An 11,188-nucleotide genomic window follows, 5' to 3' on the forward strand; every position below is an offset into this window, starting at 1 on the left:
GGCCGGCGCGACCTCCGGCCGGGCGGTCACCACACTCACGGCTGCACCACCCACAGCCGCTCGGCGGGCAGCACCACGCCGACGGCGTCGCCGACGAAGACGGTGCCGGGCATGTCGATCGTCTTCGCCATCAGCGTCAGGTCGCCGACCTCCAGGGTGACGGTCGACGTCATGCCGGTGAACTCGACCTCCTTGACGACTCCGGACGCCGCGCCGGGCGTCCTCGGCGGGGCTAGCTGGACGTACTCGGGGCGGATCGAGACGTAGGCGGTGTCACCGACGCCGAGACCGTGCCCCTGCGGCGCGGCAGCCCGCGCGGTGGCGCCGCCCGGCAGGCGGACCTCGATCTCGGTCTCGGCGGCGTGCTCGACCGGCAGCGCCAGCACGTTGCTGCGCCCGATGAAGGTGGCGACGAACCGGTTGGCGGGCCGGTGGTAGATCTCGGTCGGGGTGCCGAGCTGCTGGACGCGGCCGGCCTCCATGACGGCGATCCGGTCCGACATCGCCATGGCCTCGTCCTGGTCGTGCGTGACGTACAAGGAGGTGGTGCCGGCCTCGCGCTGGATGCGCCGGATCTCGGTGCGGGTCTCCTCGCGGAGCTTGGCGTCGAGGTTGGACAGCGGCTCGTCCAGCAGCAGCGTCTGCGGGCGGATCACCAGGGCGCGGGCCAGGGCGACCCGCTGCTGCTGGCCGCCGGAGAGCTGGTCGATGCGACGCTTGCTGTACCCGCTCAGGTGCACCTGCTCGAGCGCCTCGCTCACCCGTGGGGCGATCCTGCCCCGCGCGACCTTGCGGGTCTTGAGCCCGTAGGCGACGTTCTGCTCGACCGTCAGGTGCGGGAACAGCGCGTAGTTCTGGAACACCATCCCGGTGTCGCGCTTGTTCGGCGGGCGGCGCGTGACGTCGTCGTCGCCGAAGCTGATGGTGCCCGACGTCGGGAAGTAGAACCCCGCGACCATCCGCAGGGTGGTGGTCTTGCCGCAGCCGCTGGGGCCGAGCAGGGTGAAGAACTCGCCGTCGTTGACGGTGATGTTCACGTCGTCCACGGCCGGGGTGTCGCCACCGCGCGGGAACCTCTTGACGATGGACTCGAGCCGGACGTCGACCATGTTCACTTCCTCGGTGCTCGTTGTTCAGGGCCTGCCGTCCCGGCCGCCGCCTCGGCGGCGGCCGGGAGCTCGGTCAGTTCTGGCCCTTGATGTTCGCGTTCCAGTAGTCGATCCACTCGGTCTCGTGCTCACCGATGACGTCCCAGTCGACGTCCATCGGGTTGAGGTCGAGGTTGGCCAGCCACTCCGGCTCGGACTCGATCTCGACCGCCGGGATCTGGAAGAAGTCCTCGGCGAGCTGCGCGCGCAGGTCGTCCTCGTAGAGGAACTCCACGAACAGCTCGGCGGCCTCGGTGTTGCCGCCGTTGACGACGCCGAGCCCGTCGACGAGAACCGGGGCGCCCGACTCCGGCATGACGTACCCGAACGGCATGTTCTGGGTCTCGGACTGGATGAGGATGTCCTGCAGGTTCCAGGCGCTGACGGTTCCCTGCTCGCGTGAGAGCTTGAGGTAGAGGTCGGCCGGGTTGGCGGCGTACTCACCCGTGTTGGCGTCGAGCTGGCGCAGCCACTCGTAGCCCGGCTCGGGGTCGGAGCCGTCCGGCGACTGCTGCTGGATCATCGCGGAGTAGATCGAGCGCATGGTGCCCGAGGCGGCGACGTCCCGGATGATGATCTCGCCCTCCCACTTGGGGTCGAGGAGGTCGTCCCAGTCCTGTGGGGCCTCGTCCTCGCTGAGCGCGGCATCGTTGTACATGATGACCTCGGGCAGGAGGATCTCGCCGAACCAGCGGCCCTCGGAGTCCTTGTACGCCTCGTCCATGTCGGCGGCGAACTCCGGCTCCCAGGCGGCGAGGAGGTCCTCCTCGGCGCCGGTGGCCAGGCCCTGCTGGGTGCCGCCCCACCACACGTCCGCCTGCGGGTTGGCGCTCTCGGCGCGGACACGCTCCAGGACCTCCTGGGCGCCCATGTTGAGCACCTCGACGTTGCCCTCGAACTCGGGGTAGGCGGCTTCGAACTCGGCGATGACGAAGTCGGTGATGTTGGTGTCGCGAGCGGTGTAGATGGTGAGGCTGGTGTCCTCCACGCCTGCGCCGCCGGTCTCGCCGCCGGCCGCGCCGGTGTTCCCGGTCTCCGGCGTCTCCTCGGCCCCGCCGCCGCACGCGGCCAGCACCAGCATCATCGCTGCGGACGCCCCGATCAGTGCACTCTTCCTACGCATGGATCCTCCGTTGTTGTGGGTGTGACGTTCAGCCGGCGGTCCGGGCAAGGAGCCCGGCGGCGGACAGGGCCGAGCTGACGGCCCCGTGCAGGACCGCCTCTCCCCCAAGCTCGGCCCGCCTGATCTTCGTGGGCGACGGCGCCCCCTGGGTGACGATGGCCTCGAGCGTGGCGAAGGAGTGCTCGTCCAGGTCGGCGACCGACCCGCTCAGCAGCACCAGCCCCGGGTCCACCACGCAGATGCACGAGACGACGAGCCGGCCCCAGGCGGCCAGGACCTCGTCGCGGTAGCGGGCGAGCTCTTCGTCCTTCCTGGCTGCGGCGACCAGGGTGGCCACCGGGGACTGCGCCGCGGGCTCGTGGCCGGCGGCGGCGAGGACGTCGGCGATGGCCCGAGCCGACCAGCGGGCCTCGAAGCTGCCGACACCGGCGTCGCCCATGGCGCCGTCGGTCGGGAAGAAGCCGACCTCGCCGGCTCCCCCGGAGGAGCCGCGTCGGACGTGCCCGTCCAGGACCAGGCCGGCACCGACGCCCTCGGCGAAGTGGAAGAGCATGACGTCGTCGGACCCCCTCGCGGCGCCGGCGGTGTGCTCGCCGACGACCATGAGGTTCACGTCGTTGTCGACGACGACGGGCACGCCGAGACGCTTGCCCAGCTGCTTGCCGACCGAGCGCTTCTCGACGACGCCGACGTACGGAGCGAGGCGCACCTTGCCCTTGTAGGAGATGCCCGGTACGGCGACCGCGACACCGCGCAGGTGGGTGAGGTGCTCGGCCGCGACGTCCTCGACCACGTCGGCGATGATGTCGACGGCGTCGCCGTCGAGGTTGCGGTGGCCGCTGGCGACGAGCTCGCCGTGCCCGTCCGCGATCTGGCAGCTCACGCCGTCGGGCGCGAGCGAGACGGCGGCGACCAGCTCGACACGCGGGTCGAACTCCAGGAGGGTGCGCGGCCGTCCGGTCCGGGTGGCGGCGACCCCCCTCTCGACCAGATACCCCTCGGCGATGAGGTCGCGCACGAGCGGGGTGAGAGTGGCGGGGCTCAGCCCCGTCATCTCGGAGAGCTCCACGCGCGACAGGGTCCGCGCCGAGCGGGCGGCCGAGAGCACCGCGGCGCGCTTGACCTCGCGCGACCGCTCACGCCCCACGGGGCTCGAAGGCGTCTCGGTGACCTGACTCACATGTTGTTTTATATAGCGAACGAAGTAACTCCGTCAAGGCGGGTCGCCGCGCCCGGGGCCGCCAGCCACCTCTCCACCCCGGCAGCTCCAACCGTGCGCCGTGGACGCGCCACGTCGAGGCCCTGGGCTACGCGGGCGCCGCCTCGAGTCGCCGGTTCTCCTCGTCGACGATCGCCTGGAGCTGCTCCCGAAGGGACATGAGCTCCTCCCAGCTTCCGCGCTCCACCGGCACGGAGATCACGATCGCCATCCTGTCCCGCCACGAGTCGCCGGACAGCAGGACACCCACAGAGTTGACCCCACGCTCGGACTCCTGGACAGCGACGGAGTAGCCACGCTTCCTGATGTCACGAAGATCCTCCATCAGCGCCGACCGGGTCGACAGCGTCCGCGGCCCCAGCCGCAGCAGCTCCTCGTTCGGGAACAGCGCCATGATCTGGTCGTCGCTGAGGAGGGAGAGCAGCATCTTCCCACCCGCCATGGCGTGCGCGGGCGCCACCATTCCTACGCGGCGTCCGATGTCCACCTCGTGTCGCGACTTGCGGCCGTCGACGACGAGCAGCTGCGCACCCAGCAGGAGCGAGCTGTGGACCGACTCACCGGTCTCGTCGAGCACTCGGTTGAGGATGGGACGGTTGCGGATGCGCGACTGCGGGTCCAGGCATCGCGGGCTGCCGATCTCCACCAGCTTGGGTCCCGCCACGTAGCCACGCCCGGCGGAGGAGAGAGCGACGAACCCTCTGTTCTCAAGGGTCTTCAGGGCCCGGTGCGCAGTCGACCTGCCGACCCCGAGCCCCTTGGCGATCTCCGTGATCGTCACCGTGTCGTAGTTGAGCATCAGCTCGAGCATCTGCAGCCCGGTGTCGAGAGAGCCGATGATGTACTTGTCGTCACTCGGAGTCTGACTCATGATCCGCCTCGCTCCCGCGCAGAGATGGGCGTCGTCACCGCGTTGCCGGACACGCTCCCTCACCTCCAGTGACGCCGATCTCCCCTCCGAGACACCATTCTCCATCCGCGTTGCCCGAGACGCGGCGTCCACATGTCGAGCACGGGAGGTCCACCGGCCCGGCCTGCGGGCTACTCCTCCGGTGCGAGAGTCACGGCGATCCCGGCGAGGGAGCCGGAGTGCGCGATCTGGCAGGCGAGGCGGGATCGGTCCGGCCGGAATGCCTCCGTCTCCTCGAGCAGCTCACGCTCTTCGCCCTCGCTCCGCCCCAGCTGCTCGATGTGGTCGGACTCGACGAAGACGTGGCACGTCGCGCAGGAGCAGCAGCCACCGCACGAGGCGAGGACCGGCATGTCGTTGTCGCGCAGCGCCTCCATGAGGGACTGGTCGGGCTCCCAGTCGAGCTCGTGCGTCTCGCCGTCGCGGTCTGTCACCTTGATCATGTCGTTCTCCTTCTCAGGCGTGTGCCAGCTCGCGCACGCTCGCGCTGAGCTTGATGGTCGGGTCCGCCGCACGGGCGGGATCGATGGGTAGGCCTGCGGCGATGAGCTTCTTGCCCGGCAGGAAGTCCTGGACCGCGTTGATGGTGTCGATGGCGGCGAGCACGCCGTGTCGCAGGTAGAGGACGCTGAAGGAGCCCGTCGCTGCGCTCCCGCGCAAGACGACCTCGTCGGCCGGGTCCCACAGGCCGGCGGTCTGGAGCCGGACGCCGTGCTGGACGGTCCAGAACCACGGGACCTCCGGCTCTCCGGCCGGCCTGCCCAGCAGGTGTGCGACGACGCGCTTCGCGCCGTGGGTGGCGTTCTGGATGCATTCCAGCCGACGGCTGGGCAGCTCACCGTGCGACCACCATCGCGCCACATCACCGGCAGCGGAGACGGCGGGGTCGCTCGTCAGCGCGCGTTCGTCGACCAGGACGCCGTCGTGGCAGTCGATACCGGATGCCCTGGCGAGCTCGTCGTTGGGGACGACACCCACACCGACGACCACCACGTCGGCCGGGACTGTCTCGCCGGTGGACAGGACGACACCGGTGGCGATGTCGTCACCCTCGACACCGGTGACGGACACGCCGAGCCTGACGTCGGCACCGTGCAGCTGGTGCAGGTGCTCGAAGTAGCGCGAGACGGTCTCGCCGGTGACGCGGGCCATGACCCGGTCGTTGAACTCGAGGACGGTCACCTCGCAGCCACGCTTGGCCGCGGCCGCCGCCACCTCGAGGCCGATGTAGCCCGCACCGACGACGACGACGCGCCGGCCTGGCTGGAGCGCTGTCCGCAGTCTCGTCGCGTCCACGTGGGACTTCAGGTAGTGCACGCCCGGGAGGTTTCCGCCGGGCACGTCTAGGCGGCGGACCCTGGACCCGTTGCACAGGACCAGGTGCTGGTAGCCGTACTCGGCTCCCTCGGCGTCGACCGCCACGCGCCTGTCGCGATCGAGCCGTGCAACTTCGACGCCAGGCACGCGGACGATCTGCTTGGCGGGGTACAGCTCCGCCTTGCGGAGCGGCGGTGCGAGCTCGGGGCCTCCGTCGGCAAGGAGCTCCTTGGACAGCGGCGGCCGCTCGTACGGAACCCGCCGATCGGTGTCGAGCAGGGTGACTGCGCCGTCCCAGCCGCCGGCGCGCAGCCCGAACGCGACCTGCACGCCCGCGTGCCCGGCGCCGACGACGACCACCCCGCCTGCGTGATCGGTGCTCACGACGCATCACCGACGGGCACCAGGTCCACCGGAAAGTAGCTCGGGCCGGTGTTGGCCAGGTTGCCTCCGGTGACGAACTGGATCGGGTTGTCCGGCCGGGCGGTGACGGCGGCGACCTTCTTGGCGATGAGCTCAACGCCGACGGCACCTTCCAGGCGCGCCAGGTGCTGGCCGAGGCAGCTGTGGATGCCGTGCCCGAATCCCAGGTGGCCGGAGGTGTCCCGGTCGATGTCGAAGACGTCACCGTTGTCGAACTTGTTGTGGTCGCGGTTCGCCGACCCGGGCAGAAGGATGACCACGTCGCCCGCGGGGATGGTCACGCCCGCGACCTCGGCGTCCTGGACGGTCTTCCGGGAGAGTCGCTGGACGGTGCCGCGGTAGCGGGCCATCTCTTCCACGAACGCCTTGGCGTCGGTCGGGGTGTTCCGGATCCGCTCGAGGAGGCCGGGGTTCTCGGAGAACTCGCGGAAGGCGTTGGCGAGCAGCACGGTCGTCGTCTCGTGGCCGGCGACGAACAGGAACGCGCAGAAGTGCTTCGCCTCTCGCTCGGTCAGCACACCGTCCTGGAGGAGCCGGCCGATGTGGGCGCCGACGGAGCCGTTGTCGTCCCGCCGGGCTCGCTCGATGTTGCCGAGCAGGTAGGCGAAGAACTCCTCTGCCCCTTCCTCGGCACCCTCGGTCGGAGGGGCCTGGCGCGCCACCTGCCCGAAGTAGCTCGAGACGTCGTCCGACCAGTACTTCATCTGGTCGAAGTCGGTAGCCGGCACACCGAGCAGGCTGCTGATCGTCGCCATCGTGATGCGCAGGGCGAAGCCGTCGACGACGTCGCCCCCGCCCGCGGCGAGCAGCTCGTCGAGGTACTCCGCCGCGTACGCGCGGACCGAGTCCTCGAAGACCGCGACGGCCTTGGGGGTGAACGAGGACGCCACGACCTGCCGGAGCCTGTTGTGCTCGGGCGGGTCGAACAGCGTCAGGAACACCAGCGGGATCGGGTCCACGACGGTCGAGGAGAAGACCTTTGGCGCACGCAGCGCGGCGCGGACGTCGTCGTACCGCGAGATGAACCAGACGTCCTTGCCGTTGGCGCGCGTCCGGAGCACGGGGGCGTGCTCACGCATCCAGGCGTAGTGCGCGAAGGGGTCCTTCTGGGTCTCGAGGTCGACCGTCTGGAACGGCCTCATCCCCTCCGGCCATGCCAGCTCGTCGGTGTAGGGGACCGCGGTGGTCAGGGTGCTCATCGTTGTCGCCTCTCTGCTCACTTGCTCGTGAAGCCGCCGTCGATGGCGACCTCGGCCCCGTTGATGAACCAGGACGACCGGTCCAGCAGGTGCAGGACGGTGGGAACGACAGCGTCGATCGTGCCGAGCCGTCCGACCGGGTAGGTCTTCGCCGCGTCCTCAGCGCTCATCACACCGAGCCCACGGTCGGTCGCCACGGAACCCGGCGAGGTGATGGCCGTGATGCTGGTCCGGATCTTGGTGCCCTGGATCGAGCCGGGGGCCACGCTGTTGGTCGTGATGCCGTACGGCCCCAGCTCGACCGCGAGATGCTTGACCAGGCCCGCGACCGCGTGCTTTGACATCGTGTAGGCGATACCGCCGGCTCCTGCCACGATGCCGGCGATCGACCCGAAGAGCACGATGCGTCCGTAGCCCGCCGTCTTCATCGTCGGGACGACCTGCTGGAGCACGTTCACGGCTCCCACGCAGTTGACGTCGAGGACGACGTCCATGAGCTCGGGAGAGATCTCCTCCAGGGTGGCGTAGCCGTCGAGGACTCCGGCCGCGTACACGACGCCGTCGACTGACGTGCGCCGTTCGACGACGGCGGCGAGCGCGGCGGCGACGGCGTCGCGGTCACGCACGTCGACGACGGAGGTGGTGATCTTCTCCTCCTGCGGCCGCTCGACGCGGTCGAGGACGTCGACGGTCGCGCCGGCCTGCGCGAGGGCGGAGGCGACCTCCCCCCCGATCCCGGACGCACCGCCGACGACGACGATGTTCTGCTCGGTGAAGCGGCTCTCGGCGGCGACGACTGCGGCGCGCTCGCTGGTAGTGGTCACGGGAAGCTCCTCTGCTCCGGTTCGTGCTTCCAGTACGTCACCCGTCCTTGCGGGAGACAACCACATCCGTCATGTTGTTCCGTCTGTCGGCACATTTTCTGGCCCACCCGCGCAATGTGTACGATATTGTTTCGCTTGCCGAATCAAGATGGAGACTGTGATGTCACCGACCGATACCTCGACCGGGCCGCACCTCGAGTCTTTGGACGCCGGCGTCCGCGCTCTGCTGCTCTTCTCCTCGCGGGAGATCGTCACGGTGACTGCGGTCGCACGTGAGCTCGGCCTGTCTCGATCGACCGCCTACCGGATCCTCAACACGCTCAAGAACTGCGGCATGGTGGCTCTCGGGCCGAAGGGGCGCGGGTACTACACCGGACCAGCGCTGGTCGACATGGCCCGGCCCCTCGGGATGGACATCGAGGCCCGGGCACGGCTGAGGCCGGTCCTCGACGACGCGATGTACCGCACCGGTGAGACGGTCCACGTCGCCGCGCTGCTCGGCTCCCAGGTCCTGCTGTTCGACGGGAGGGAGTCCGACAACCCGCTGCGCGCGAGCCTGCGCGTCGGATACCTGCGTCCTGCCCACAGCGTCTCGGCGGGAAAGCTCCTGCTGTCGCGGCTGATCCCCGAGCAGATCCTCACGCTCTACCCGGAGGAGCAGCTCTTGCGGTTCACCCCGACGACCACTGCCACCCGCACGCAGCTTCTGCAGGAGCTGGCCGACCTCAAGGAGCAAGACCACGCCGTCAACCTGCAGGAGATCGAGCCCGGCGTGAACGGCGTCTCGGTGATCCTCGAAGGGCGGACATGGCGTGACCGCATCGCGCTGGTGGCCTCCGTCCCCTCAGACCGCAGTGATCGCGGGTCGCTGAAGGGGACGAAGGACCAGCTGCTGGAGTCGCGCCGGCTGCTTATTCGGCGTCCACACTGACGGGCTCAGTCTGGACTGCCGGCGCACGGCGGGGTTCGCCGGGGGCAGGCAGGACACGGTCGGCGACGTAGCGTCCGAAGAGCCGGCGGAACGAGTCCTCGGTCCGGACGTAGTCCGTGAAGCCGGCAAGCCTGCTCTTGCTCATGTCGGCCAGCATCTCGATCCCGCGGCCGAGGTCGCCGTCCGTGTGCCACCACGAGGCAACCTTGTGCAGGTCGGGCTCGACGAGACCGTGCTCGAGCGCGATCTGCCGCCAGGCGTCCTCGGCACCAGCCATCTGGACGGCGAGCGGGCGCGGTCCGCCGTCGAACCCTTCTGGCTCGACGTCCAGCATCTCGGCGAGGCGCGGCCACATGGCACGCCAGCGGAAGACGTCGCCGTTGACGACGTTGTACGCCTCGTCGGCCGCTGTCGGCGTCGTGGCCGCCCAGGTCATGTGTCTGGCCAGGAGTCCCGCATCCGTCATGTCACCCAGGCCGTTCCACCGGATCCCGGAACCGGGGAACACGAACGGCTCCCCCCGCTGCCGGCAGAGGGCGGCCTGCACGGCGAGCGTGAGGCCCATGTTCATCGCGTTGCCGACGGCGTGGCCGACGATCGTGTGGGCACGGTGGACGCTCCAGGTGAAGCCGAATCGCTGCGCCGCCGCGAAGAGCGCGTCCTCCTGTGCGTAGTAGAAGTTCGGGACCGACCGGCGGGGCACGTCCTCGCGGAAGGGGGTCTCCGGGACCTCGATCCGGCCCTGGACGTCCGGCGATCCGATGTAGTGCTTCAGACCGGTGACCAGGGCGACGTGCTGGACGCTGTCCTGCACGCCCAGTGCCGTCAGGACGTTGTCGACCATCGTCCCGTTGACGGCGATGTTCTCGGCCTCGGTGCTGTGCCGCTTCCAGGCGGCGTAGAAGACGTGGGTGGGCCTGACTCCCGACAGCCGCGCGGCGAGCTCTGTCGGATCCTCGAGGTCGGCGCGCACGTGCTGGACCGGTGCGCCGAACCGCTTCGGTCCGCGGGAGAGGCCCCACACCTCCCATCCCTGGTCATCGAGGTGCTCCGCGAGCGCTGCGCCCGCGATACCGCTCGTGCCGACGATCAGGGCACGGCGATCGTGCCGGCTCGGGGTGCTCATGGCTGTCTCCGTTTCATCCGGGGAACGAGTGCTTCGGTGGGGACGGGCATCAGTGGGGAACGAGGGCGGCCAGAACGAGGACGACCGGGACCGACACGAGGGTCGAGACGAGGATGAACGAGTGGGTCAGCGTGATCGCCGTCCGGTACTGCATCGCCAGGACGAACAGGTTCTGCGCCGAGGGCAGCGCCGCCAGGACGACCACCCCGAAGAGGTCGGCCCCGCGGAGCCCGAAGGCCAGGCCCAGGGCAACGGCGAGCGCCGGCATGACGAAGCACTTCCAGACGACCACCAGCCCGGCTGCTCTCGAGTCCTGACTCTTGCTGCGGCCCTTTCCCCGAAACGACATTCCGAAGAGAAGCAAGGTGAGCGGGACGGAGGTCGCCGCCACAAGATCGATGGGCTCGAGCACCAGATGGGGCAGCTCCACGCCGGTGACGAGGACCAACATGCCGGCGAAAGCGCCGAGGAGGACCGGGTTGATCGCGAGCTTGAGTGCGTCGGAAGGCCGGCGGACAAGGCGCGCAGCGGTGAGATCGAGCGAGATGAGCCCGACCGGCGTGAGGATGAAGGCCTGCACCAGGAGCAGCACGGTCGTGTAGGAGAGGTCGCCGACGGTCGCCAGCGAGAGCGGTATGCCGATGTTGCCCGCGTTCGCGAACACGGCGCCCTGCACGACGAGGGGGAGCTCCGCCGATCGGACCCTGACGAACAGTCGGTGCACGAGCAGGAAGAGAAGGCCCCCGCCGACCACGTAGAGCACGGTGACGTACCCGACGGTCGAGAAGATGTCGGCGGGTTCGGAGCCGGCGACGAGCACGAAGAACAGTGCTGGGGTCGACACGTTGAACGTGATCTTGGCGAGCACCTCCGACCCGTGCTCGCCGACGATCCTCGATCCGCCGAGCGCGTACCCGATGCCGATGACCACCCCGACGATCAGGAATCCCTCGACTGCCCCCAGCACC

General features: G+C 69.5%; 11 protein-coding genes. 1 reads left to right on the plus strand and 10 read right to left on the minus strand.

The genetic code is table 11. The features are described 5' to 3' along the window. Positions 1 to 35: 35 nt before the first annotated feature. From GD748_RS01590 to GD748_RS01625, 8 genes are all read right to left on the minus strand, one after another. Entirely contained in the window at positions 36 to 1,109 is a 1,074-nt protein-coding gene (locus GD748_RS01590) for an ABC transporter ATP-binding protein (RefSeq protein ID WP_152193451.1), read from the minus strand. A gap of 73 nt (positions 1,110 to 1,182) precedes the next feature. After that, on the minus strand, positions 1,183 to 2,271 hold the full coding sequence (locus GD748_RS01595; protein ID WP_152193452.1) for an extracellular solute-binding protein: 1,089 nt from the start codon (positions 2,269 to 2,271) through the stop codon (positions 1,183 to 1,185). 28 nt (positions 2,272 to 2,299) lie between these two features. After that, positions 2,300 to 3,451 carry an ROK family protein gene (locus GD748_RS01600; protein WP_152193453.1) on the minus strand — a complete coding sequence of 384 codons (1,152 nt, stop codon included), beginning with the start codon at positions 3,449 to 3,451 and terminating at the stop codon, positions 2,300 to 2,302. Positions 3,452 to 3,578: 127 nt separating this feature from the next. Next, entirely contained in the window at positions 3,579 to 4,361 is a 783-nt protein-coding gene (locus tag GD748_RS01605) for an IclR family transcriptional regulator (RefSeq protein WP_193312766.1), read from the minus strand. A 170-nt stretch (positions 4,362 to 4,531) separates the two neighbouring features. Beyond that, positions 4,532 to 4,843: a 2Fe-2S iron-sulfur cluster-binding protein gene (locus tag GD748_RS01610; protein WP_152193455.1), complete on the minus strand. Its 312-nt coding sequence runs from the start codon at positions 4,841 to 4,843 to the stop codon at positions 4,532 to 4,534. A 13-nt stretch (positions 4,844 to 4,856) separates the two neighbouring features. Then, positions 4,857 to 6,101 (minus strand): NAD(P)/FAD-dependent oxidoreductase, encoded by a 1,245-nt coding sequence (locus tag GD748_RS01615; RefSeq protein ID WP_152193456.1) that lies wholly within the window; start codon positions 6,099 to 6,101, stop codon positions 4,857 to 4,859. Further along, positions 6,098 to 7,339, minus strand: coding sequence for a cytochrome P450 (locus GD748_RS01620; RefSeq protein WP_152193457.1), 1,242 nt, complete (start codon positions 7,337 to 7,339; stop codon positions 6,098 to 6,100). Before GD748_RS01620 ends, GD748_RS01615 begins: the two co-directional genes overlap by 4 nt. 17 nt (positions 7,340 to 7,356) lie before the next feature. After that, positions 7,357 to 8,163, minus strand: a complete 807-nt coding sequence (locus tag GD748_RS01625) for an SDR family NAD(P)-dependent oxidoreductase (RefSeq protein ID WP_193312767.1) — start codon at positions 8,161 to 8,163, stop codon at positions 7,357 to 7,359. Between the two features lie 160 nt (positions 8,164 to 8,323). On the opposite strand from GD748_RS01625, the gene GD748_RS01630 reads away from it, so the two are divergent. After that, the gene (locus tag GD748_RS01630; RefSeq protein ID WP_193312768.1) at positions 8,324 to 9,094 is read left to right on the plus strand and encodes an IclR family transcriptional regulator; all 771 of its coding nucleotides are present in this window, start codon (positions 8,324 to 8,326) and stop codon (positions 9,092 to 9,094) included. Here the strand turns inward: GD748_RS01630 and GD748_RS01635 are convergent. Next, on the minus strand, positions 9,075 to 10,220 hold the full coding sequence (locus GD748_RS01635) for an SDR family oxidoreductase (protein WP_152193460.1): 1,146 nt from the start codon (positions 10,218 to 10,220) through the stop codon (positions 9,075 to 9,077). The genes GD748_RS01630 and GD748_RS01635 overlap by 20 nt on opposite strands. 49 nt (positions 10,221 to 10,269) lie before the next feature. After that, positions 10,270 to 11,187, minus strand: a complete 918-nt coding sequence (locus GD748_RS01640) for an AEC family transporter (protein ID WP_193312769.1) — start codon at positions 11,185 to 11,187, stop codon at positions 10,270 to 10,272. Between the last annotated feature and the right edge of the window lies 1 nt (position 11,188).

The sequence above is a fragment of the Georgenia subflava genome (assembly GCF_009193155.1).
Classification (GTDB): domain Bacteria; phylum Actinomycetota; class Actinomycetes; order Actinomycetales; family Actinomycetaceae; genus Georgenia; species Georgenia subflava.

Bases quoted from the DNA above. Each gene is read 5' to 3' on its own strand.
- GD748_RS01635 (WP_152193460.1), bottom strand. From the start codon at position 10,220: ATGAGCACCCCGAGCCGGCACGATCGCCGTGCCCTGATCGTCGGCACG.
- GD748_RS01595 (WP_152193452.1), bottom strand. From the start codon at position 2,271: ATGCGTAGGAAGAGTGCACTGATCGGGGCGTCCGCAGCGATGATGCTG.
- GD748_RS01610 (WP_152193455.1), bottom strand. From the start codon at position 4,843: ATGATCAAGGTGACAGACCGCGACGGCGAGACGCACGAGCTCGACTGG.
- GD748_RS01620 (WP_152193457.1), bottom strand. From the start codon at position 7,339: ATGAGCACCCTGACCACCGCGGTCCCCTACACCGACGAGCTGGCATGG.
- GD748_RS01630 (WP_193312768.1), top strand. From the start codon at position 8,324: ATGTCACCGACCGATACCTCGACCGGGCCGCACCTCGAGTCTTTGGAC.
- GD748_RS01605 (WP_193312766.1), bottom strand. From the start codon at position 4,361: ATGAGTCAGACTCCGAGTGACGACAAGTACATCATCGGCTCTCTCGAC.
- GD748_RS01590 (WP_152193451.1), bottom strand. From the start codon at position 1,109: ATGGTCGACGTCCGGCTCGAGTCCATCGTCAAGAGGTTCCCGCGCGGT.